This window comes from Micromonospora marina, from assembly GCF_900091565.1.
Lineage (GTDB): Bacteria > Actinomycetota > Actinomycetes > Mycobacteriales > Micromonosporaceae > Micromonospora > Micromonospora marina.
Genome location: NZ_FMCV01000015.1, coordinates 87338 through 109345 on the forward strand (window position 1 = coordinate 87338; position 22008 = coordinate 109345).

Annotated in this window: 21 protein-coding genes; 9 read left to right on the top strand and 12 right to left on the bottom strand. The window is 72.3% G+C overall.

Features of this window, described 5'->3' with window-relative positions; translation table 11 throughout:
• The first annotated feature begins 3 nt into the window (after positions 1-3).
• The 3 genes from GA0070215_RS29560 (at position 4) to GA0070215_RS18295 (ending at position 2035) form a co-directional block, all read left to right on the top strand.
• Complete coding sequence (locus GA0070215_RS29560) at positions 4-138, top strand: hypothetical protein (protein WP_255327272.1); 135 nt, start codon at positions 4-6, stop codon at positions 136-138.
• A 44-nt stretch (positions 139-182) separates the two neighbouring features.
• Positions 183-869: an HAD family hydrolase gene (locus GA0070215_RS18290; protein ID WP_091047798.1), complete on the top strand. Its 687-nt coding sequence runs from the start codon at positions 183-185 to the stop codon at positions 867-869.
• Positions 870-931: 62 nt separating this feature from the next.
• Positions 932-2035, top strand: a complete 1104-nt coding sequence (locus GA0070215_RS18295; protein WP_036345927.1) for a calcium:cation antiporter — start codon at positions 932-934, stop codon at positions 2033-2035.
• A 22-nt stretch (positions 2036-2057) separates the two neighbouring features.
• Here the strand turns inward: GA0070215_RS18295 and GA0070215_RS18300 are convergent, their stop codons facing one another.
• On the bottom strand, positions 2058-2531 hold the full coding sequence (locus tag GA0070215_RS18300; protein ID WP_018786561.1) for a hypothetical protein: 474 nt from the start codon (positions 2529-2531) through the stop codon (positions 2058-2060).
• 109 nt (positions 2532-2640) lie between these two features.
• On the opposite strand from GA0070215_RS18300, the gene GA0070215_RS18305 reads away from it, so the two are divergent.
• Complete coding sequence (locus GA0070215_RS18305; RefSeq protein WP_018786560.1) at positions 2641-3921, top strand: MFS transporter; 1281 nt, start codon at positions 2641-2643, stop codon at positions 3919-3921.
• A gap of 57 nt (positions 3922-3978) precedes the next feature.
• Here the strand turns inward: GA0070215_RS18305 and GA0070215_RS18310 are convergent, their stop codons facing one another.
• From GA0070215_RS18310 to GA0070215_RS18320, 3 genes are all read right to left on the bottom strand, one after another.
• Complete coding sequence (locus GA0070215_RS18310; RefSeq protein WP_091047802.1) at positions 3979-5721, bottom strand: bifunctional metallophosphatase/5'-nucleotidase; 1743 nt, start codon at positions 5719-5721, stop codon at positions 3979-3981.
• A gap of 402 nt (positions 5722-6123) precedes the next feature.
• Positions 6124-6786 carry a histone deacetylase gene (locus tag GA0070215_RS18315; RefSeq protein WP_244167045.1) on the bottom strand — a complete coding sequence of 221 codons (663 nt, stop codon included), beginning with the start codon at positions 6784-6786 and terminating at the stop codon, positions 6124-6126.
• Positions 6672-7601 (bottom strand): phosphodiesterase, encoded by a 930-nt coding sequence (locus tag GA0070215_RS18320; protein ID WP_244167041.1) that lies wholly within the window; start codon positions 7599-7601, stop codon positions 6672-6674. The genes GA0070215_RS18315 and GA0070215_RS18320 overlap by 115 nt, the downstream gene beginning before the upstream one ends.
• A gap of 178 nt (positions 7602-7779) precedes the next feature.
• On the opposite strand from GA0070215_RS18320, the gene GA0070215_RS18325 reads away from it, so the two are divergent.
• A complete protein-coding gene (locus GA0070215_RS18325; RefSeq protein WP_091047809.1) occupies positions 7780-9237 on the top strand; it encodes a GGDEF domain-containing protein in 1458 nt (485 codons plus the stop codon).
• Positions 9238-9259: 22 nt separating this feature from the next.
• Here the strand turns inward: GA0070215_RS18325 and GA0070215_RS18330 are convergent, their stop codons facing one another.
• Positions 9260-10321 carry an aspartate-semialdehyde dehydrogenase gene (locus GA0070215_RS18330; RefSeq protein WP_091047812.1) on the bottom strand — a complete coding sequence of 354 codons (1062 nt, stop codon included), beginning with the start codon at positions 10319-10321 and terminating at the stop codon, positions 9260-9262.
• Positions 10322-10327: 6 nt separating this feature from the next.
• Complete coding sequence (locus GA0070215_RS18335) at positions 10328-11593, bottom strand: aspartate kinase (RefSeq protein WP_091047818.1); 1266 nt, start codon at positions 11591-11593, stop codon at positions 10328-10330.
• A gap of 238 nt (positions 11594-11831) precedes the next feature.
• Between GA0070215_RS18335 and GA0070215_RS18340 the strand changes: the two genes are divergently transcribed.
• Complete coding sequence (locus GA0070215_RS18340; RefSeq protein ID WP_377469365.1) at positions 11832-12587, top strand: hypothetical protein; 756 nt, start codon at positions 11832-11834, stop codon at positions 12585-12587.
• Positions 12588-12597: 10 nt separating this feature from the next.
• On the opposite strand, the gene GA0070215_RS29565 is transcribed toward GA0070215_RS18340, so the two are convergent.
• On the bottom strand, positions 12598-12723 hold the full coding sequence (locus GA0070215_RS29565) for a helix-turn-helix domain-containing protein (protein WP_018786552.1): 126 nt from the start codon (positions 12721-12723) through the stop codon (positions 12598-12600).
• A 413-nt stretch (positions 12724-13136) separates the two neighbouring features.
• On the opposite strand from GA0070215_RS29565, the gene leuA reads away from it, so the two are divergent.
• On the top strand, positions 13137-14882 hold the full coding sequence (gene leuA, locus GA0070215_RS18345) for a 2-isopropylmalate synthase (RefSeq protein ID WP_091047824.1): 1746 nt from the start codon (positions 13137-13139) through the stop codon (positions 14880-14882).
• 81 nt (positions 14883-14963) lie between these two features.
• On the opposite strand, the gene GA0070215_RS18350 is transcribed toward leuA, so the two are convergent.
• A complete protein-coding gene (locus GA0070215_RS18350; RefSeq protein WP_091047828.1) occupies positions 14964-16430 on the bottom strand; it encodes an MFS transporter in 1467 nt (488 codons plus the stop codon).
• Positions 16431-16538: 108 nt separating this feature from the next.
• Here GA0070215_RS18350 and GA0070215_RS18355 point away from each other — a divergent pair, with 108 nt between their 5' ends.
• Both GA0070215_RS18355 and GA0070215_RS18360 read left to right on the top strand, forming a co-directional pair.
• Positions 16539-17198 (top strand): HNH endonuclease family protein, encoded by a 660-nt coding sequence (locus GA0070215_RS18355; RefSeq protein WP_091047831.1) that lies wholly within the window; start codon positions 16539-16541, stop codon positions 17196-17198.
• A complete protein-coding gene (locus GA0070215_RS18360; RefSeq protein ID WP_026268167.1) occupies positions 17180-17626 on the top strand; it encodes a hypothetical protein in 447 nt (148 codons plus the stop codon). The genes GA0070215_RS18355 and GA0070215_RS18360 overlap by 19 nt, the downstream gene beginning before the upstream one ends.
• A 54-nt stretch (positions 17627-17680) precedes the next feature.
• Here GA0070215_RS18360 and GA0070215_RS18365 read toward each other — a convergent pair whose 3' ends face one another.
• The 4 genes from GA0070215_RS18365 to GA0070215_RS18380 form a co-directional block, all read right to left on the bottom strand.
• Positions 17681-18784, bottom strand: coding sequence for an ABC transporter ATP-binding protein (locus tag GA0070215_RS18365; RefSeq protein WP_091047835.1), 1104 nt, complete (start codon positions 18782-18784; stop codon positions 17681-17683).
• A complete protein-coding gene (locus tag GA0070215_RS18370; RefSeq protein ID WP_091047838.1) occupies positions 18781-19896 on the bottom strand; it encodes an ABC transporter ATP-binding protein in 1116 nt (371 codons plus the stop codon). Before GA0070215_RS18370 ends, GA0070215_RS18365 begins: the two co-directional genes overlap by 4 nt.
• Before the next feature lie 70 nt (positions 19897-19966).
• On the bottom strand, positions 19967-20935 hold the full coding sequence (locus tag GA0070215_RS18375; RefSeq protein WP_018786545.1) for an ABC transporter permease: 969 nt from the start codon (positions 20933-20935) through the stop codon (positions 19967-19969).
• Entirely contained in the window at positions 20932-21936 is a 1005-nt protein-coding gene (locus tag GA0070215_RS18380) for an ABC transporter permease (protein ID WP_091047842.1), read from the bottom strand. The genes GA0070215_RS18375 and GA0070215_RS18380 overlap by 4 nt, the downstream gene beginning before the upstream one ends.
• Positions 21937-22008 lie beyond the last annotated feature (72 nt).

Sequence of the window (22008 nt, forward strand, 5' to 3'; positions counted from 1 at the left end):
TCGATGCGCCCCGGTATCGACGCGGACGCGCCCGGCGGGCCCACGCTCCAAGTGACCGACCCGTACGGCAACGTGTTGCGCTTCGCGCAGCCGACAGGCCCGGAGCAGCCAGGTGACAAGGCGGGTGGCGACGTGTAGCGACGGAACCGGCAGGACGATCACTGTCGCAGTAGGATCCCGGCATGCCGCGGCCGGTGGTCTTCGACCTCTTCCACACCCTGGTCCACGGCGCCGACGACGAGCGGGACCGTGTGGTCGGCGAGATGGCGCTCGTCGTCGGCGTTGCTCCGGCAGCGCTCGTCTCCGCGTACCACGCGACCTGGCGGGACCGCCTCGTCCGGTGGGACGTGGAGGAGACAGTGCGGATCCTCGCCGGACGCCTGGGCGGCTCGCCGACCGACGAGCAGGTTGCGCGGGCCGCCGCGCACCGACGCGCCCTCGCCCGCCGGGTGCTGGGCCGTGTCTCGCCCGCCACCCTGGACGTCCTCGACGCGCTGCGCGGGCGCGGGCACCGGCTGGCCCTGATCAGCAACGCCACGTCCGAGACGGCCGAGGCGTGGGCGAGTGGCCCGCTCGCGCGGCGTTTCGGCGTCGCGGTCTTCTCCTGCGAGGTCGGGCTGGCCAAGCCGGACCCGGCGATCTACCGCACCGCCGCGCAGCGGCTGGGTGTCGCGCCGGCCGACTGCGTGTACGTGGGCGACGGCGCGGACGGCGAACTGGCCGGCGCGGCGGCGGTCGGCATGACGGTGCTCCGGACCACCGAACACCAGGACACCGATGCCGGCTGGGCCGGACCCGTGATCGCGAACCTGCGTGACCTGCCCGCCCGCCTGGAGGAACCGGCCCCGATTCCCAGCTCGACCGACTAGACGGATGCACCCCGCCACGCGCGGTTGACAGTGTCTCCTGGCACAGTATGCGCATGTCGCCGATGATCCGATCCCGCCTGACCGATTGGACCACCGTCGCGCCCCTGGTCGCCGTGCTCGTGCTCGTGATGACCTGGGGACGGGAGTTGCCCGGCCCACTCATCTTCGTGGTGGCGGCCCTGCTCGCGGCGGCTGTGCTCGCCGCGGTGCACCACGCCGAGGTGGTCGCGCACAGGGTCGGCGAGCCGTACGGGTCACTCGTGCTGGCGGTGGCGGTCACCGTAATCGAAGTCGGTCTGATCGTCACGCTGATGATCAGCGGCGGCGACAAGACGCAGGCGCTGGCGCGGGACACCGTCTTCGCCGCCGTCATGATCACCTGCAACGGCATCCTCGGTTTGTCGCTGCTGCTCGGCGCGCTGCGGCGGCAGGTCGCGGTGTTCAATCCGGAGGGCACCGGCGGCGCGCTCGCCACCGTGGCCACGCTCGCCACGCTCAGTCTGGTGGTGCCGACGTTCACCACGAGCCGGCCGGGGCCGGAGTTCTCCCCGGCGCAGCTCGCCTTCGCGGCGGTCGCCTCGCTGGCGCTCTACCTGCTGTTCGTCATGGTGCAGACCGGCCGGCACCGCGACTACTTCCTCCCGGTCACCCAGGAGGGCAGCATCCTCGCCGAGGACAAGGACGGTGACGGGCACGCCGAGCCGCCGTCCACGCGTACCGCGCTGGCCAGCCTGGCCCTACTGGTGGTGGCGCTGGTCGCGGTGGTCGGCGACGCGAAGACGATCTCCCCGGCGATCGAGAGCGCGGTCAGCGCGGCGAACCTGCCGCAGGCGTTCGTCGGTGTGGTCATCGCGCTGCTGGTGCTGCTGCCGGAGACGCTCGCCGCCGCCCGCGCCGCGCGGCGGGACCGGGTGCAGATCAGCCTCAATCTCGCGCTCGGCTCGGCCATGGCCAGCATCGGCCTGACCATCCCGGCCATCGCGATCGCCTCGATCTGGCTGGACGGGCCGCTGATGCTGGGCCTGGGTGGCACCCAGATGACGCTGCTGGCGCTGACCGCTGTGGCGGCGGTGCTCACCGTGGTGCCGGGGCGGGCGACAGTGCTCCAGGGCGGGGTGCACCTGGTGCTGCTCGCCGCGTTCGTCTTCCTGGCCGCCAGCCCGTGAGCCGCTGCGCCGGCAGAGACCGTCAGTCGTGCGTCTCCGTACGCGCCACCTCGGCGAACGCGGCGGTCAGGTACTCGGCGAACGGGCGACCGGTGACCGCCAGCAGATCGGCCACCAGCAGCGGCGCGTGCCGTGCGATCGCCGCCGGGCCGGGCGGGTTCTCGTCGTCGCCCGGGTCGTAGACGCCGAGCGCGCCGGCCAGCAGCACCAGCAGCACGTGCGGGTCGACATCGGGCCACCACGGCGCCGCCGACCGGACGCACTGTTCCAGCACCTGCCGTACGTCGTCGCCGTCCAGCCCGTCCGGATGCCCCTCCTCGATCAGCAGCCGGACCACGCCGCCGAGCACCAGCCCGGCCCGGTCGGCGGCGGCCAGCCGCTCGACGGCCGGTGCGTACGCCTCGGCGTCGTGGGCCTGCGCGGCGTTCACCGCGTCGGTGGCCGTCTCGGCGATCTCGCGGGCCGGGGCGGGCAGGTGCCGCCAGGTCGTCGTCACCGGGTCAGCATGGCAGAGCACGTGTGATCGCTCACCTTCCGGCCCGGCACCGCGTGTGTAAGGAGTAAACGGGTCGTGAGAGTCGTACCCCCCGAACAGAATCCCTGGCATGCTGCGCCGCGCCCTGCCCGCCCGTCCCGAAGCCCGCCGGATCCTGCTCGGCACGCTGTTCTCCGCGGTCGGGCGCGGCCTCACCCTGCCGTTCCTGTTCATCTATCTCACCGACGTACGCGGTCTGACCGACACCCGGGCCGGGCTGGTGATCGGCTGGTTCGGCGCGGTCACACTCGCTCTCTCGCCGCTGGCCGGCACGTTCATCGACCGGTTCGGCGCGCGCCGCGTGGTGCTGCCCTGCCTGGTGATCGAGGCGATCGGTACCGGCTCGCTGGCGCTGGTCGACTCGACCGCGTCGGCGTTCGGCGTGATGACGCTCGTCGCCGTGGGCAGCTCGGCGATCTGGGCCGGGCAGAACACGATCCTCGCCTCGCTGACCGGCGAAGGCGAGCGGCAGCGTGTCTTCGGGCTCAACTTCGCGCTGCTCAACCTCGGTATCGGCATGGGCGGCCTGATCTCCGGCGCGGTTGTCGACGTGGCCCGTCCGATCACCTTCGAGGTGATCTACCTGCTGGACGCGGTGAGCTACCTGACGCCCGCGCTGATCCTGCTCACGCTGCCGCACGTCGGACGCCGCCCGGCCGTGGCCGCGGGCACGAAGGCTGACGACCGGAGGACCGGCGGCTATCTCACGGTGCTGCGGGACCGGCCGTTCCGCCGCCTGGTCGTCTTCGGCCTGGTGCTCACCACCTGCGGGTACGCGCAGATCGAGGTGGGCTTCGCGGCGTACTCGGTCCGGGTGGTCGAGGTGACCCCACGGGTGGTGGCGTGGGCGCTGGCGGCGAACACCGTGATGATCGTGCTCTCCCAGCTGCTGGTGATCCGGCGGCTGGAGGGGCGCAGCCGTACCCGTGCACTCGCCACAGTCGGCGCGGTCTTCGCCGGCGCGTGGCTGGTGCTCGGTGCGGCCGGCGTGGTGGGTAGCGCCAACGCGGTGCTCGCGGCGCTCGGCGTGGTGGCCTGCTCGGCCATCTTCGGGTTCGGCGAGACGATGCTGTCGCCGGTCATGCCCGCGATCACCAACGCGCTCGCCACCGACGAGCTGCGCGGCCGGTACAACGCGATGAGCTCGATGATCTTCGGGATCAGCGGGGTGGTCGGCCCGGTCACCGCCGGTCCGCTGATCGCCGCGGCGAACGGCCGCGTGTGGGTGGCAGTCGTGGTGGGCGGCTGCCTGGCCGCCTCGGTGCTCGCGCTGTCGCTACGCCCGCTGCTCACCGCCGCGCAGGACGGTCGTCTGACGGCCACCGAGGCGCCGGAGCCGGCGCGGGCCTGACACGCCGACGGGCCCCGGAGCGTCGCTCCCGGGGCCCGTCGGCGGCGCGGTCGGCCGTCAGCCGGCGGCGACCTCGGTGGTGGTGCGGATCCGGTCCAGCGCCGGCGGGGAGACCGGCGACTTCTCGGTCAGGTACGCGGTGAAGGCGTCCAGGTCGATCTGGCCGGTAACCGCGTTGGTGCCGCCGGTCAGGACGCTGAAGCCGTCGCCGCCGCCGGCGAGGAAGTTGTTGACGGTGACCCGGTAGGTGGCGGTGTCCGTCACCGGGGTGCCGTTGATGGTGAGGCTGCCCCGGACGACGCGGGTGCCGGCGCACGGCGTGCCGGCCGGCGCGGTGGTGCCGTCGACGTCCACGACGTAGTTGACGGTCGAGGACGCGTAGAGCACGCGCGCCACTGTGAACTGCTGCTCCAGCATGCAGTAGAGCTGCGCACCGGTCAGGTCGAGCGTCACCAGGTTGTTGGCGAACGGCTGCACGGTGAACGCCTCGGCGTAGGTGACCGGGCCGCCGTCGAGGTCGGCGCGGACGCCACCGGGGTTCATGAACGCGGCGACCGCGTTCTGCTCGGTGTCGGTGGCGGCGAGCTGCGCGTCGGCGATCAGGTTGCCCAGCGGCGACTCACCGGTCTGGTAAGTCGGGTTGCCGTTGGCGTCGACCCCGGTCTGGTACAGGTTCTCCTGGGTCTTGGTGATCGCGGTGGTGGTCTCCCCGACCACCCGGTCGGCCACCGGGCCGAGCGCGGTCTTGTACCGGTTGATCAGCTCGGTCGAGGCCGGGTCCTTCTCGACGTCCCGGGTGACCACCACGTTGTTCGCGGACGCGGTGACCACGTCGCGGGTACGCGGGTCGATCTTCAGGTCGATCTGGGTGACCAGGCGGCCGAACGAGCTGGCGCTGGTGACCAGCTTGTTGTTGATGTTGCAGTTGTACGCGGCGTGGGTGTGCCCGCTGACGATCACGTCGATGGCCGGGTCCATCCGGTTGGCGATGTCGACGATCGGGCCGCTGAACCCGGTGCAGTCGTTGATGCCGCCGCCGTTCTGCACACCGCCCTCGTGCAGCAGCACGACGATGCTCTTGACCCCGAGCAGGCGCAGGATCCTGGCGTACTTGTTGGCGGTGTCGGCCTCGTCGGTGAACCGCAGGCCGGCGACGCCCTCCTGGCTGACGATGTTCGGGGTGCCCTCCAGGGTCATCCCGATGAAGCCGATCGGCACGCCCTGGACGATCTTGATGCCGAACGGCTGCATCAGCGGCAGGCCGGTGGAGGTCTTGAACGCGTTCGCCGAGAGGTAGCGGAACTTCGCCCCCTCGAACGGCGTGCCGTCGGCGCAGCCGTCCACCGGGTGGCAGCCGCCGCGCTGCATGCGCAGCAGCTCGGCCGCGCCCTCGTCGAACTCGTGGTTGCCGACGCTCGCGAACTCCAGGCCGACGAGGTTCATCTCCTCGATGGTGGGCTCGTCGTGGAACGCGGCGGAGAGCAGCGGCGAGGCGCCGATCAGGTCACCCGCGGCGACCGTGACGGTGCCCTTGCCCTGCTGCTTGGCGGCGGCGCGCATCGACTTCAGGTGGCTGGCCAGGTATTCCGCGCCACCGGCCGGCTGACCCTCGATGGTGCCGCTGGAGCCGGTGGGCGGCTCCAGGTTGCCGTGGAAGTCGTTGATCGCGAGCAACTGGACGTCGACCGGCTTCGGGCGGGCCTCGGCCTGGTCGGGGGTGACGGCGACCGCGGTGAAGGCGGTCGCGGCGAGTGCGGCCAGGCCGACGGCGGCCCGGCGTCGCATCCCGGTGACGGACATGGAACTCCTCGTGAGATGCCGGTACGTGGCGTCCGGGCGATGGTTCGCCCGGCGACCCTGATCCGTGCCGTGACAGGTGTCGATCGCGGAGTGCGGTACTCGGGGGAACGCCGCCCTCGCCGGGGTAGCTTCTCATCCACCGGCCGCCAGGTCGAACGGGCCGGCATCAGGAAGCGTCGCTGTCTCGGGCGGCCCACACCGGTCTGCCGGACGAGTCGGACATGACGGTCAGATGAAATTCCGCGCGGCGCACGCTGTCGGTGCCCGCCACCGTCGAAGGCGCCGGCTCCCAGGGACAGGGAGCCGGCACCGACGCTCATGTCACGCGGAATTCCTTGCGCTGGCAACCGTCCTTGCCGGAATCACCTCCTGCCGGACACCCATCGCGAACCGAACGGTCGTTCATGTCCGACGGCCCGGCATATCGAGCAAACTGTCCGAACTCGACTGACGCCCCGCAGGGCCGGTCGGAGATCCGCTGTGGGCGGTGCCGACGAGCCTGCGCAACGCCGGACGTGTCCACCGCCCGGCGACACCCGGCCGGCCCGCCAGGTAGCCGACCGTCCGCGCGGCGTCCCAGCCGTGCGCCTCGCACAGCCCACGCGCCAGCATCCCGAGGTAGACCGGGGCGGGCCGGGTCCACCGCACCTCCACCGCCCGGTGCGGCGCGGTGAACGTGAGCATCGGCAGACCCTCGTGGACGCCGACGCGCAACAGCGTCTCGTAGCGACCCGGCCCGAGCGTCGCCCGTCCGGTCTCGACCGCGGCGAGGATCCCGGCCAGGTCGGCGCCGGGTGGCCGGTACATCTCCTGCGCGGCGATGTCGGCGAACTGCTCGACCGTCACCAGGTAGCCGCGCGCCGCCGCCCGGCCGGGCAGCAGCGGGTCGTAGAACGCCATGCCGCCGGTCCAGGCCCGCGACTCCCCGGCGAAGTAGACGCCGCCGGGGATCAGCAGCGGAAGCGTCCGGCGCGGTGGCCGGCGGTCCCGGCACCCGGGGTACGTGCGCAGCCCGCCCGGTGGGCACCCGCCCCGCAGATACCAGTCGAGCCGGGCGGCGTGCAGATTCGAGCCGTACGCGACGTACCAGAGCATCGGCGGCTCAGAACCAGCAGGTGCGCCCGGCGGCGTGGCTGACCTGGACGGTGTGCGTCACACAGCCACCGTCGGCGATGCGGTGCAGCAGGAAGGCGGTCGGCTCGGCGACGAACCCCGGCTCCTCCTCGCCGGTCATGGTCAGGCTCACCTGGATCCAGGCTCGGTGCGGTGGTCAGCACCGTACCGGCGAACGCGCTCGTCACCTGGCGGTGCAGGTGCCCCGCGGCGACGCGTACGACATGGGGGTGACGGCCGACCACGGCGGCGAGCGCCTCGGCGTCGGCCAGGCCCATCGCGTCCATGCCCGGCACGCCCACCGCGACCGGCGGATGGTGCAGGCACACGACGGCGGGCGCGTCGGTACGCCCGGCGAGCACCCCGTCGAGCCAGGCGAGTTGCTCGTCGCCGAGGCGTCCGCCGGGACTGCCCGGGGTGAGCGAGTCGAGCACCACGAGCGTCGCGTCCGGCAGATCGACGTGGTAGTGCGCCGAGAAACCGCCGGCCAGGCAGGGCGTGCCGCCGAACGTGTCGAGCAGCGACTCACGGTCGTCGTGGTTGCCGGTCACCAGGTGCACCGGCAGCGGGAACGCGCCGACGATCTCGCGCAGGGCGAGGTATTCGTCGGGCCGGCCGTTGGCGGTGAGGTCGCCGGTGATCACCACACAGTCGGGCCGGGGACGCAGCGCGAGCACCGTGCCGAGCGCCCGGTGCAATCCGGACGCCGGGTCGGCCGCGAGCGGGCCGGTGGTCACGTGCGGGTCGCTGAGCTGGGCGATGAGCATCGGCCGCCTCCTCGGGTGCCCGGGCCCTCACGCTATCGCCGCGCGGCCTCCCCGCGCAGGCCCGATCTCGCCCACAGGCGCCGTCCACAGCCTGTGGATAGCACATGTGTACGAAGGTCGGCGGCGGTTGCGCTGAGTACGCTTGATCGCGACCCCACCCCCTCCGAGCAGGAACGACGTGGATCACGAGCGAGTCCTCCGCGACGTCACGGTGCGCCTCCCCACGGCGTCGACCGTTCCGGAGGCGTGCCAGTGGACCGTCGCCGCGCTCGCCCGGCACACACCGGCGACCGCCACCGTCCTGCTCCGCGTCCACGACCGTCTGCGCTGCGTCGCCGCCACCGGCGCCTGGCAGGTGTTCTCCCACGTACCGGCCACCGCCGACGGCACCCCGCCGGGCCGCCACCGGGCCGAACCCTCGGTGGTCCGTCGGGTCTACGCCTCCGGCGTCACCGCCGCCGTGCCCGACGTCAGCGCCGACCCCGACTACCTCCCGGTCCGTCCGGACGTCACCGCCGAACTCTGTGTGCCGGTACGCGACCCGCACGGCCGTCCGATCGGGGTGCTCGACCTCCAGTGGAGCGAGCCGGTCGTGCTCGCGGCGTGGCGGGAGACCGCCGAACTGGTGGCCGACCGCCTCGGCGGGCGGATCGCCGCGCTCGGCGGGCCGCCGGCCGAGAGCCGCAGCGAGAAGCTGCTCCGGCACGCCGCCGCGTTCACCGCCGCGCCGACCGACTGGGACCTGATGACCGCCGCGCTCGCCGCGGCCCGGGACGTGTCGGCGCTCTCCGCCGCCGTGCTGGTGCTCACCGGCCGGCAGGGCCCCCGCCTCGGCGCACCCACCGGCACCCCGGGCGAGCTGGAGGCGCGGATCCGGGCCGAGCTGGCCGAGGCCGGACCGGCCGCGCTCGACCGCATGATCGACCGGGCCCACCGGTACGGCTCGGCGTACACGCTGGGTGAGGCGGGCCACCCGCCCACCGAGGAGTACCTGCCGCTGACCCGGGCCGGCGCACGCACGCTCGTGGCGGTGCCGGTCGGCACGCCGGTCTCCGGCGGCGTGCTGCTCGTCGCCGACGAGCAACGTCTGCGCCCCGACCCGACCACCGTCAACCTGATCGAGCTGCTCGCCGGGCAGGCGTGGACCTGCCTGGACCGGCTGCGTACGCTCGCCCGGCTGCGCGAGCAGGCCAGCTCGGACCCGCTCACCGGGCTGCGGCACACCGGCTCGTTCGGGAAGCGGATCGCCACCGCCACGCCGGGGCGTACCGCGCTGCTGGCGATCGACGTGGACGGGTTCAAGGACGTCAACGACACGTACGGCCACCAGGCCGGTGACCGGCTGCTGGTGGGGCTGGCCCGGGCGCTGGAGGGCGCGTTGCGCCAGGGCGACGAGCTGTACCGGACCGGCGGCGACGAGTTCGTGGCGGTGATCGAGGTGAGCCGCCCCGAGGAGGCGGTCCGCATCGCCGAACGGCTCACCGAGGCGGCCCGCCACACCGGCCGGACGATCAGCGTCGGCGTCGCCCTGCCGAGACCCGGCGAGTCCCTCGAACGCACCCTGCACCGAGCCGACCAGGCCCTGTACGCCGTGAAGCGCCACGGCCGGGACGGCGTCCACCTCTCCGCCGCCTGAATCGACCGACTCTGGGCGGGGGTTACGGGCGGGTGAGTTCCTTGGCCAGGAGTTCGGCTATCTGGGCCGTGTTGAGGGCGGCGCCCTTGCGGAGGTTGTCGCCCGTCACGAAGAGGTCCAGCGCCCGGGGGTCGTCCACCGCGCGACGGATCCGGCCCACCCAGGAGGGATCGGTGCCGACCGCGTCGATCGGCATCGGGAACTCCCCGGCCGCCGGGTCGTCGACCAGGATCACACCCGGCGCGTTGCGCAGCACCTCGCGGGCGCCCTCGGCGTCCACCTCGGTGGCGAAGACCGCGTGCACGGCGACCGAGTGACCGGTCACCACCGGCACCCGTACGCAGGTGGCGGACACCTTGAGGTCGGGCAGCCCGAGGATCTTGCGCGACTCGTCGCGCAGCTTCATCTCCTCGGAGGACCAGCCGCCGTCGGCGAGCGAGCCCGCCCACGGTACGACGTTGAGCGCCAGCGGCGCCGGGAACGGACCCAGCTCGTCGCCGACGGCCTGCCGTACGTCACCGGCGCGGGACCCGAGCACCCGATCGCCCGCGATCTTGCCGAGCTGGAGGTGCAGCGCGTCCACGCCGGCCCGCCCCGCACCGGAGACCGCCTGGTACGACGCGAGCACCAGCTCACGCAGGCCGTACTCGCGGTGCAGCGGCGCGACCGCGACGATCATCGCCAGCGTGGTGCAGTTGGCGTTGGCGATGATGCCCTTGGGCCGGTTTCGTACCTGCTCGGGGTTGATCTCGGGAACCACGAGCGGCACGTCGCGGTCCATCCGGAAGGCGCCGGAGTTGTCCACCACCACCGCGCCGCGCGCCGCCGCGACCGGGGCCCACCGGGCGGACACGTCGTCCGGCACGTCGAACATCGCCACGTCGACGCCGTCGAGGGCGTCGGCGGTGAGCGCCTGGACGGTCAGCTCCTCGCCCCGGCACCGCAGGCGCCTGCCGGCCGACCGCTCGGAGGCGAGCAGCCGGATCTCACCCCACACGTTGCGCCGGGAGGAGAGGATCTGGCACATCACCGTACCGACGGCACCTGTCGCCCCGACCACGGCGAGGGTGGGCAGCGACGCCATGACGCGCTACCGCCCGGTGCCGGCGTAGACGACGGCTTCGGTGTCACCACCCAGCTCGAAGGCGTCGTGGATGGCGCGGACCGCCTTGTCGAGGTCGGTGTCGCGGCAGACCACGGAGACCCGGATCTCCGACGTGGAGATCATCTCGATGTTCACACCGGCCGCGCCGAGCGCGGCGAAGAAGCCGGCGGCGACGCCCGGGTGCGAGCGCATGCCCGCGCCGATCAGGGAGACCTTGCCGACGTGGTCGTCGTACAGCAGGCCCTTGAACTTGACCGACTCCTGGATCTTGCTGAGCGCGGTCATCGCGGTCGGGCCGTCGGCCTTGGGCAGCGTGAACGAGATGTCCGTGCGGCCGGTGCCCTCGGTGGACACGTTCTGCACGATCATGTCGATGTTGATCTCCGCGCCGGCCACGGTGTCGAAGATCGACGCGGCGGCGCCCGGCTCGTCGGGCACGCCGACGATCGTGATCTTCGCTTCGCTGCGGTCGTGGGCGACCCCGGTGATCAGTGCCTGTTCCACAGGAAGGTCCTCCATCGATCCGGTGACCATCGTGCCGGTGTTGGTCGAGTATGACGAACGGACGTGGATCGGCAACCCCGCGCGCCGCGCGTACTCGACGCTGCGCAAGTGCAGCACCTTCGCGCCGCAGGCGGCCAGCTCCAGCATCTCCTCGTAGGTGATCCGCTTGATGTGCCGGGCGTTCGGCACGATGCGCGGGTCGGCGGTGAAGATCCCGTCCACGTCGGTGTAGATCTCGCAGACGTCCGCCTGCAGCGCGGCGGCGAGCGCCACGGCCGTGGTGTCCGAGCCGCCCCGCCCCAGCGTGGTCACGTCCTTGGTGTCCTGCGAGACGCCCTGGAAGCCGGCCACGATGACCACCGCGCCCTCGTCCAGCGCGCCCTTGAGCCGCCCCGGGGTCACGTCGATGATCCGGGCCCGGCCGTGCACCGAGGTGGTGATCACGCCGGCCTGGGAACCGGTGAACGAGCGGGCCTCGTACCCCAGGTTGTGGATCGCCATGGCGAGCAGCGCCATGGAGATCCGCTCCCCGGCGGTGAGCAGCATGTCCAGCTCACGGCCCGGCGGCAGCGGGCTGACCTGGTTGGCCAGGTCGAGCAGCTCGTCGGTGGTGTCGCCCATGGCGGACACCACCACGACCACGTCGTCGCCGGCCTTGCGCGCGGCCACGATGCGCTCGGCCACCCGCTTGATCCGCTCGGCGTTGGCGACGGAGGACCCGCCGTACTTCTGCACCACGAGTGCCACGACGGTGCACTCCCTCCCAGCGACGACCCTGAGCGTGCCGACGCCGCCGGGTCTCTCGGTCCGGCGGCGCGTGTCAGACCGCCTCAGCCTATCGGGCGGGCCGCGAGGCCGGGTCGGGTGATCCCACCATCCGGCCCCGCCGTGGGGCGGCTCACCAGCCCGGGAGTACGCGACACGCCAAGCGGTACAGCCGTACGGTGGGCTGACCGGGACCACACCCACCACGCAGAATGAGCCGGTGCACGCTCATCGACGTGCGGCCCGCCTGACCGGCGTGCTCGCGCTCACCCTGCCGGTACTGCTGGCCGCCTGCGACGGCGGCTCTCCCGAGGCGGCGCCCACCGGCACCGCCGACCCGGTCCCGGTGCAGGTCGACGCCGCCCGCGACGAACTGGCCGGGCTGGCCGCCGCGGCGCAGGACCGGCACCTCACCGCCACGTACGCGTTCACCCCCGCCGAGGGCGCGCCCCGGACGGTGTCGGTGACCAGCGCCAACGACGGCAGCTGGCGGGTCGACGTACCCGGCTGGGCGCACGCCGGCACGGTGGACGTCTCGCTCGCCGGCACCCCCGACGGGCTGTTCCAGTGCGCGCTGCCCTCGGCCGGCTGGACGCAGGCGGCGACGTGCGTCCGCCTCGGCGACGCCGACGACGCGGTGCCGCGCCGGCTGGACCCCCGGGTGCAGCATCCGTTCACCGACTGGCTGGAGGTGCTGACCGACCGGCGCGCGCCGCTCGCGGTCTCCCCCGCCGAGCCGCTACCCGGTGCCGACGGCCCCTGCTACACGGTCGACAGCACCTCCGCGTCGCTGAACGCGCCGCTGGACGTAGGCATCTACTGCTTCCGCCAGGACGGCACACCCGCGGCGGTACGGGCCGGATTCGGCACCCTCACGCTGACCGGCGAGCCCGGTGCCGCGCCGGGCACCGTCGAGCTGGCCGGAGCGGTGACCGACGGCGAGCCGGTCGGACGGGACGCCCCGGGAACGCCGTGACGCGGCCCGCTCAGCCGCCCCGCGCCGCGCGCAGCAACGCGGCGCCGACCTCGGTGTTGCGGTAGAGCACGTGCCGCCCGGACCGGGACCGGGTGACCAGACCGGCGGCGTGCAGCGCGGAGAGGTGCTGGGACACGGGCACTGCTCGACGCCGACGTCGCGTACCGTGCGGCCCGGCTCGGCTCACCGGTCATGGGGGCCAGAGAGCATCCGCACCGCCGTCCGCGACGTCGTACCACCGGCCGGGCCGACCCGCGCCCCGGCTACCAGACGTGGTGAAGTCCTCCGACTCGGTGACTCCGGTCCCATAGTCCGGACCAGCCTTCCCACGACACGTCCCACCACGTAGGGTGACCCTGTCATGTGGCACGCGTACCTTCTCCTTGGCTGCCGCGACGAGGCCTGACCGGCCGGCACCTCGTCGCGGAGTGGAAACGCGCCGTCCAGCACATCCGATCTTCCTCTCGGCACCGCCGCGCACCGTCGCCCGGCATCTCGCCGACACCTTTCCGATCTGCTGACGCCACATGTTCCAGGGAGCACTCCGAGATGGCTCAACCTGTCACCGAGACCGATCCGTTCGCCCGCCAGCGCCCCAGCCGGATGCCGGTCCACCGCTACGTTCCGTACGACCGTGAGTTCGGCGTCGAACTGCCGGACCGCTCCTGGCCGACCCGCCGCGTCGAGGCCGCGCCCCGCTGGTGCGCGGTCGACCTCCGCGACGGCAACCAGGCGCTGATCGACCCGATGTCGCCCGAGCGCAAGCGGCGGATGTTCCAGCTCCTGGTGCAGATGGGCTACAAGGAGATCGAGGTCGGCTTCCCGTCGGCGAGCCAGACCGACTACGACTTCGTCCGGCAGCTGATCGAGCAGGACCTGATCCCCTCCGACGTCACCATCCAGGTGCTGACCCAGTGCCGGGAGCACCTGATCGAGCGGACCTTCGAGTCGCTGCGCGGCGCCCACCGGGCCATCGTGCACTTCTACAACTCCACCTCGACGCTGCAGCGCCGGGTCGTCTTCGGCCTGGACCGCGACGGCATCACCGACATCGCCACGCAGGGCGCGCGGCTGTGCCAGAAGTACGCGGAGATCCACACCCCGGACACCGACATCCACTACGAGTACTCGCCGGAGTCGTACACGGGCACCGAGCTGGAGTACGCGCTGGAGGTCTGCTCGGCGGTGATCGACGTGATCGACCCGACGCCGGACCGGAAGCTGATCATCAACTTGCCGGCCACCGTCGAGATGGCGATGCCGAACGTCTACGCCGACTCGATCGAGTGGATGCACCGGCGTCTGCCCCGGCGGGACAGCCTGGTGCTGAGCCTGCACCCGCACAACGACCGGGGCACCGGCGTGGCCGCCGCCGAGCTGGGCCTGCTGGCCGGCGCCGACCGGATCGAGGGCTGCCTGTTCGGCAACGGCGAGCGCACCGGCAACGTCGACCTGGTGACGCTGGGCCTGAACATGTTCTCCCAGGGCATCGACCCGATGATCGACTTCTCCAACATCGACGAGATCAAGCGCGCCGTCGAGTACTGCAACCAACTGCCGGTGCACGAGCGCCACCCGTACGCGGGCGACCTGGTCTACACCGCGTTCTCCGGCTCGCACCAGGACGCGATCAACAAGGGCTTCGCCGCGCTGAACGCCGACGCCACGGCGGCCGGGGTGCCGGTCGACGACTTCACCTGGGCGGTGCCCTACCTGCCGGTCGACCCGAAGGACCTGGGCCGCACCTACGAGGCGGTCATCCGGGTCAACTCGCAGTCCGGCAAGGGCGGCGTCGCGTACATCATGAAGACCGAGCACCAGCTCGACCTGCCGCGCCGCCTCCAGATCGAGTTCTCCGGCGTGGTGCAGCATGTCACCGACCACGACGGCGGCGAGGTCGACCCGGCCACCATGTGGGAGATCTTCGCCCGCAACTACCTGGTCGACCACCAGGTCGACCCGGCCGTGAGGCTGGCCGGCTACACGATCGGCACCGTCGACGGCAAGGTCGAGATCGACGCCCGCGTCGGCTTCGGCGGCGAGACGCGCGCGCTCACCGCCGTCGGCAACGGCCCGATCGACGCGTACGTCAACGCGTTGCAGTCGCTGGGCGTGGCGGTACGGGTGCTCGACTACCACGAGCACGCGCTGTCCTCCGGCGGCGACGCACAGGCCGCCGCGTACGTGGAGTGCGAGGTGGACGGCCGCACGGTGTGGGGCGTCGGGGTGGACGCCAACATCGTCACCGCGTCGATCAAGGCGGTCACGAGCGCGGTGAACCGCACCCGCGCCTGAGGTGCAAGGAAGGGCCCCTTCTTAACGCGTCACGCATAGAAAGGGGCCCTTCTTAACATCCGCGCCCGAATGGTCCGAGTGTTAACAGGGGTCCCTTCCTCTACCGGAGGCGTTAAGAAGGGGCCCTTCCTTCCGTGCGGGGCGGTGGATCAGCACGGCGGCGAGCACCGCCCCGGCCAGCAACAGACCGGCGCACCACGCCAGCGCCCCCCGGTACGCGTCGGCCAGCGCACCCTTCTGCTCGTACCCGGTGCCGGACAGCCCGACCAGCAGCGGCAGTGCGGCCACCGCGAGCAGGCCACCGGCCCGGGAGGCGGCGTTGTTGAAGCCGCTCGCCACCCCGGCGAACCGGTCCGAGACCGCGCCGAGCACCGACGTGGTCAGCGGCGCGACCACGAACGTGAGCCCGGCGCCGAACAACGCCACGCCCGGCAGCACGTCCACCCAGTACGACGCGCCCGGCCCGACCCGGCGCAGCAGCAGCAGACCCGCCGCGGCGATCACCGGGCCGACGGCGAGCAGCAGCCGGGGGCCGATACGGACCGACAGCGCGCCTGCCCGCGGCGAGCCGAACAGCAGCAGCACCGTCATCGGCACGGTGGCCAGGCCGGTGAGCAGCGCCGACCAGCCGACCACGTTCTGCAGGTAGACGGCGAGGAAGAAGGTGAACCCGCCGAGCGCCGCGTACACCACCACCGTGAAGACGTTCAGCACGGAGAACAGCCGGCTGGAGAACAGCCCGGTGGGCAGCATCGCGGTGTCGCCGCGCCGCCGCTCGACGAGCACGAAGACCACCACGGCGACCACCCCGAGCACCGCCGCGACCAGCACCGCCGGGGAGGCGCCCTGCGCCGGGGCGTCGATCAGCGCGTACGTGACGCCGCCGAGCGCGAGCGCGCCGAGCAGCGCCCCGGCCACGTCGAACCGCCGGCCGCCCCCGGTACGCGAGACCTCCTCGTCCCGGCTCTCCGGCACCCAGCGCAGCGCGGCGAGTAGAACGCCGACGGCCAGCGGCAGGTTGACGAAGAAGATCCATCGCCAGGAGAGCGTGTCGATCAGCCAGCCGCCGAGCAGCGGACCGAGCGCCGTGGACACCCCGGACAGCCCGGACCAGGTGCCGATGGCCCGGCCCCTGTCGTCCGGGTGGAAGCTGGCCTGCAGCACTGACAGCGACCCGGGGGTGAGCAGCGCCCCGCCCGCGCCCTGGAGGAACCGGGCGGCGACGAGCCATCCGGTGTCCTGGGCCAGCCCGCAGAGCACCGACGCCACCGCGAACCAGACCACGCCGAGCAGGAAGACGCGCCGCCGGCCGAACCGGTCCCCGAGTGCGCCGCCGAGCAGCACGAACGCGGCGAGCATGAGCAGGTAGCCGTTGATGGTCCACTGCAGACCGGCGACTGTGGCGTCCAGTTCGGCGCCGAGGCGTGGCAGCGCGACGTTGACGACTGTGCTGTCCAGGAACACCATGCCCGAGGCGAGGATCGCGGCGAGCAGCGTGCCGCGTCCGGCGGCGGAGCCGGTACGCAGCGCGGAAGCGGGTGCTGTCACGTCTCACCACTCTGCCCGCCGCCCACCCTCGACGCCACGAATCACGTAAACCGCCGCCGGGTACTGTGCGGACTCGCCCGGAGCACGCAAGCTGGAGAGGTGTCGTCTGTGCGTACCAGATCAGGAGCCCGAGCCGGGCTGGCGGCCGCGCTGAGCGCGGTGCTCGCCCTCGGCGTGGCCGGCTGCGACGTGTCGGTCACCGAGCCGGAGGTGCCACCGAGTGCCACCGGCAACGTCAACAAGCAGCTCGGTGAGCTGACGGTGGCGACCGCCGGGTCGATGAAGGGCTACAGCCGCTCCCGTTTCCCGCACTGGCGGGACACCGGTAAGAACTGCGACGTACGCGACAGCGTGCTGCAACGCGACGGCGAGGGCATCAAGTTGTCCGGCTGCAACGTGGTGGGTGGCCGGTGGGAGAGCGTCTACGACGGGATGGTGCTGAACGATCCGTCGGACGTGGACATCGACCACACCGTGCCGTTGGCCGCGGCGTGGCGCTCGGGCGCGGCGGAGTGGGACGACTCGAAGCGCGGTGACTTCGCCAACGACCTGACCCGGCCGCAGCTCATCGCGGTTTCGGCGCGGTCCAACCGGGCAAAGGGTGACCAGGATCCGTCCCAGTGGAAGCCGTCGAACCGGTCGTCCTGGTGTCAGTACGCGGCCGACTGGGTGACGGTCAAGCACTACTGGCGGCTGGCTGTGACGAGTGCCGAGAAGGCCGCTCTCACCGAAATGCTGGAGGGCTGCACATGGGCGAGCAAACCGTGACCGGGCCGGACGCGACACCGGCGCCGGAGGCAGGCGACGCACCGGAGTCCGCACCGGCCGGCCCGGCCTCGGCCGGGATGACTGCGGACGGCCGGCAGCCGGAGTCCGCGGACGTCGCCGGGGCGGGCATGACCGCCGACGCGGTGCCGGGCGCACCGGCCGGGGGCGCACCGGGCGGACCGGCGGACCGCACCTCGGACGTCACCGCGGGTCCGGGCGGGGTCATGACGGACGAGGTGGGCGTGGTGACCGGCGAGTTGACGCTGCGCACCGAGCACGCCGACGGCCGGGTGACGCTGCGGGTGCAGTACAAGGACGCCGACGAGTGGTACGCGGTCACCGGCGGTTCCGCGCCACTGGCCGACCCGGCCGCGCTGGACGCCGTGCACACCATCGCGGTGGGCCTGCTCGACCGCCCTGAGGGCTGACGGACGACGAGGCGCGTCCCCGCCCGGTCCGGGTGGGCACGCGCCTCGTCAGCGTCAGACGTACGATCCTGGTTCGCTGGGCGCGGACACCACGCCCGGCTCCTCGCCCTCGTCCTCCGGCCGGGTGACCTTCGCGGTCACCTCGTGCGGGCGCAGCTCACCGGCGGCGATCTGCTCGGCCCAGTGGCAGGCCACCCGGCTGGCGCCGATCTGGCGCAGTTCCGGCCGCTCGTCCGCGCAGCGGGTCGGCTGCGCCCACGGGCAGCGGGTGTGGAACCGGCAGCCCGACGGCGGGTTGGCGGGCGACGGCAGGTCACCGGCGAGCAGGATGCGCTCGCGCCGGTCCTCCACGTCCGGGTCCGGCACCGGCACCGCCGACATCAGCGCCCGGGTGTACGGGTGCAGCGGCTCGGTGTAGAGCCGGTCGCTCGGTGCCTCCTCCACCAGCGCGCCGAGGTACATCACGCCGACCACGTCGGAGATGTGCCGCACCACGGCCAGGTCGTGCGCGATGACCAGGTAGGTCAGGCCGAGGCTGTCCTGGAGTTCGTCGAGCAGGTTCACCACCTGCGCCTGGATCGAGACGTCCAGGGCGGAGACCGGCTCGTCGGCGACGATCAGCTCCGGGCCGAGGACCAGGGCGCGGGCGATGCCGATGCGCTGGCGCTGGCCGCCGGAGAACTCGTGCGGGTAGCGGGACAGCGCCCACTTCGGCAGGCCGACCGCGTCGAGCGTCTCACCGATGATCCGCCGCCGGTCGTCCCGGTTCGCGCCGATGCCGTGCGCCTGGAGGCCCTCGGTCAGGATCGACTCGACGTTCTGCCGGGGGTCCAGGCTGGACATCGGGTCCTGGAAGATCATCTGCATCCGGCGGCGCGTCGCGCGCAGCTTGCCGGCGGGCAGCGTGGTCAGCTCGACGCCGTCGAACTTCACCTCACCGCTCGTCGGCGGGGTGAGCTGGAGCAGCGCCCGGCCGAGCGTGGACTTGCCGCAGCCCGACTCGCCGACCAGCCCGTACGTCTTGCCGCGCGGGATGCTCAGGTCGACCCCGTCGACCGCCTTGACGTGCCCGACGGTCCGGTCGAAGAGCACGCCCCGGCGGATCGGGAAGTGCACCTTCAGGTCGCGCACCTCGACGAGGATGTCGTTGTCGCTCATGGGGTCTCCTCCTCGCGCGGAGCCGGTCCGGAGCCGGGCACGGCGGGCGGGTCGGCCGGCTCGGCCTGGGCCGGCACCGCACCCGGTTCGGTGGTCGTCGGCGCGGTCGCGCGGGCGTCCGCCTCCGGGGTCAGGCCGGGAACCGGCACCGGGTTGACGCAGCGGTAGCTGCGCGCGTCGTGCGTGAGCACCAGTTCCGGCGGTTCGCCGACGCACGCGTCGACGCGGCGGGCGCAGCGCGGGGCGAACGCGCAGCCGTCCGGCCAGGGCAGCAGGTCACGTACCGAGCCGGGGATGGGATTCAGCCGTTCGCCGCGGCCGGCGTCGAGGCGGGGCACCGAACCGAGCAACCCCTCGGTGTACGGGTGCCGGGGCTGGCGGAACAGCGGACGGCGGGTGGCGGTCTCCACCACCCGGCCGGCGTACAGCACGTTGATGGTGTCGCACATGCCGGCGACCACGCCGAGGTCGTGGGTGATCATGACCAGGGCGGTGCCGGAGTCCCGGACCAGGTCCTTGAGCAGTTCCAGGATCTGCGCCTGGATGGTGACGTCGAGCGCGGTGGTCGGCTCGTCGGCGATCAGCAGCCGGGGCTGGCAGGCGACCGCCATGGCGATCAGCGCCCGCTGCCGCATGCCGCCGGAGAGCTGGTGCGGGTACTCCTTGAGGCGCCGGCGCGGGTCCGGGATGCCCACCCGGTCCAGCAGGTCGGCCGCCTCCTTGGCGGCCGCCTCGCCCTTCATGCCCCGGTGCCGGGCGAGCACCTCGGTCACCTGGAGCCCGATCGGGATGACCGGGTTCAACGAGGAGAGCGGATCCTGGAAGATCATCGCGACATCCCGGCCGCGGATGTCGCGACGGGACCGGTCGTCGAGCTGGAGCAGGTCGTTGCCGTCGAAGACGGCCTTGCCGCCGACCCGCAGGCCCGGCTGCTTCGGCAGCAGGCCCATGATCGCCAGCGACGTGACGCTCTTGCCGCAGCCGGACTCGCCGACCAGGCCGACCACCTCGCCGGTGTCGACCGAGAAGGACACCCCGTCCACCGCGTGCACGGTGCGCTGCCCACGACGGGCGAACGTGACGGAGAGGTCGTCCACTTCGAGCAGTGCCATTACCGACCCTCCGTTCGCGACTGCGGGGCTCGCAAGCTCACTCCTCGCGACTCACACATGACTGACTGACCTACTTCCGCAGCTTCGGATCGAGGGCCTCGCGCATCGCCTCACCGAGCAGGGTGAACCCGAGCGCGGTGATGATGATGCCGAGCGCCGGATAGATCGCCAGGCCCGGCCGGATGCCCAGGTACGGCTGCGCGTCGGCGAGCATGACGCCCCATTCCGGAATGGCCGAGTCGGGGTTGCCGAGGCCGAGGAAGGACAGCGCGGCCGCCTCGATGATCGCTGTCGCCAGTGTCAGCGTGGCCTGCACGATGACCGGGGCGATCGAGTTCGGCACCACGTGGGTGAGGGCGATCTTGGACTTCTTCACGCCGAGCGACGTCGCGGCCAGCACGTAGTCACTGTTGGCCTGGGCGATCATCGAGCCGCGCAGCAGCCGGGCGAAGATCGGCACGGACACCACACCCACGGCGATCATCACGGTGGTGAGGCTCGCGCCGAGCAGCGCCGCGATGCTCACCGCGAGCAGCAGGCTCGGCATGGCCAGCAGCATGTCGATGAAGCGCATCAGGGTGGTGTCGATCCAGCGGCCCCAGCGCCCGCCGAGCCCCGCGGCGGCACCGGCGACGCCGCCGATCAGCGCGCCGACCGCGAGGCCGATCAGCGTGGAGACCACGCCGACCAGCAGCGTCTGCCGGGCCCCGACGACGAGCCGGCTGAACTCGTCGCGGCCCTGGTGGTCGAAGCCGAGCCAGTGGTCGGCGGAGGCGCCCGGGATGATGCCCTGGCCGGACTTCACCAGCCCTTCGCGGATGCCGATGGAGTCTGTCGGGCTGTACGGGACGAGGAACGGCCCGATGACCGCTACCAGGACGAAGATCGCCAGGATGACCACGCCGACGATGGCCGCCGGGTTGCGGCGGAGCCGGCGGAACGCCTCCTTCCAGAGGCTCACCCCCTGCTCGTCCTCGCGGGCGGACAGCTCGGCGAGCCGGTCGATCTTCTCGCGCTTCTTGCCACCGGTGATGGTCATCGCACCCTCACCCTCGGGTCGATCACGCTGTAGGAGAGGTCGACCAGGAGATTCACCAGCACGTACACCACCGCAATGATCATGATGAAGCCCATCAGCACCGGGTAGTCGCGCTGGCTGATCGACTCGGCGACGAACGCGCCGATGCCGCTGAACGCGAACACGGTCTCGGTGAGCACCGCGCCGGAGAGCAGGAGACCGGCCTGGAGGCCGATCGAGGTGGCCACCGGCAGCATGGCGTTGCGCAGGACGTGCCGGCGGCGGACGGTCCGCTCGGTCAGGCCCTTGGCCTCGGCGGTGCGGACGAAGTCCTCGTTGAGCACCTCCAGCACGCTGGCCCGGGTGATCCGGACGATGATCGCGAGCGGGATGCTGGCGAGCGCGACACCCGGCAGCACGAGGTGCCAGAGCGCGTCGGCGGCGGCGTCCCACTCGCGGGTCATGATCCCGTCGAGGACGAAGAAGTTGGTGACCCGGGTCGCCCCGATTGTCGGGTCCTGCCGGCCGCTGGAGGGGAACCAGCCCAGGTTCTCCGCGAAGATCGCCTTGAGCACGTAGGCCAGGAAGAAGACCGGGATGCAGATGCCGACGAGCGATCCGCCGACCGAGGCGTGGTCGAGGAACCGGCCCCGGCGGCGGGCGGCCAGGTAGCCGAGCGGGATACCGATGCCGACCGCGAGGATCAGGGCCATGACGGTCAGCTCGACGGTGCCGGGGAACCGCTCCACGAACTCCGTGGTGACCGCCCGCTTCGTACCGGTCGAGGTGCCCAGGTCGAGCCGGATCATCCGTCGCAGGAAGCGGGCGTACTGGACCAGGATCGGCTCGTCGAGGCCGAGGTTACGCCGGATGGCGGCGCGCGTCTCAGGTGTGCCCCGTTCGCCGAGGATCGCGGTCTCGGGCCCGCCGGGTAGGCGGCGGAGCCAGATGAACAGCAGGACGGAGAGCCCGAACAACGTGGGTATCAGCTGTAGCAGGCGTCTGACGATGAACCGGAACACGGGCGCCTCGGAGGGGGTGCGGAGGGGTGCGGGCGGGCGCTGTGGTCACAGCGCCCGCCCGCGTACGGTGCC

Bases quoted from the DNA above. Each gene is read 5' to 3' on its own strand.
- GA0070215_RS29560 (WP_255327272.1), top strand. From the start codon at position 4: ATGCGCCCCGGTATCGACGCGGACGCGCCCGGCGGGCCCACGCTCCAA.
- GA0070215_RS18290 (WP_091047798.1), top strand. From the start codon at position 183: ATGCCGCGGCCGGTGGTCTTCGACCTCTTCCACACCCTGGTCCACGGC.
- GA0070215_RS18295 (WP_036345927.1), top strand. From the start codon at position 932: ATGATCCGATCCCGCCTGACCGATTGGACCACCGTCGCGCCCCTGGTC.
- GA0070215_RS18305 (WP_018786560.1), top strand. From the start codon at position 2,641: ATGCTGCGCCGCGCCCTGCCCGCCCGTCCCGAAGCCCGCCGGATCCTG.
- GA0070215_RS18310 (WP_091047802.1), bottom strand. From the start codon at position 5,721: ATGTCCGTCACCGGGATGCGACGCCGGGCCGCCGTCGGCCTGGCCGCA.
- GA0070215_RS18320 (WP_244167041.1), bottom strand. From the start codon at position 7,601: ATGCTCATCGCCCAGCTCAGCGACCCGCACGTGACCACCGGCCCGCTC.
- GA0070215_RS18330 (WP_091047812.1), bottom strand. From the start codon at position 10,321: ATGGCGTCGCTGCCCACCCTCGCCGTGGTCGGGGCGACAGGTGCCGTC.
- leuA (WP_091047824.1), top strand. From the start codon at position 13,137: ATGGCTCAACCTGTCACCGAGACCGATCCGTTCGCCCGCCAGCGCCCC.
- GA0070215_RS18360 (WP_026268167.1), top strand. From the start codon at position 17,180: ATGGGCGAGCAAACCGTGACCGGGCCGGACGCGACACCGGCGCCGGAG.
- GA0070215_RS18365 (WP_091047835.1), bottom strand. From the start codon at position 18,784: ATGAGCGACAACGACATCCTCGTCGAGGTGCGCGACCTGAAGGTGCAC.
- GA0070215_RS18370 (WP_091047838.1), bottom strand. From the start codon at position 19,896: ATGGCACTGCTCGAAGTGGACGACCTCTCCGTCACGTTCGCCCGTCGT.
- GA0070215_RS18375 (WP_018786545.1), bottom strand. From the start codon at position 20,935: ATGACCATCACCGGTGGCAAGAAGCGCGAGAAGATCGACCGGCTCGCC.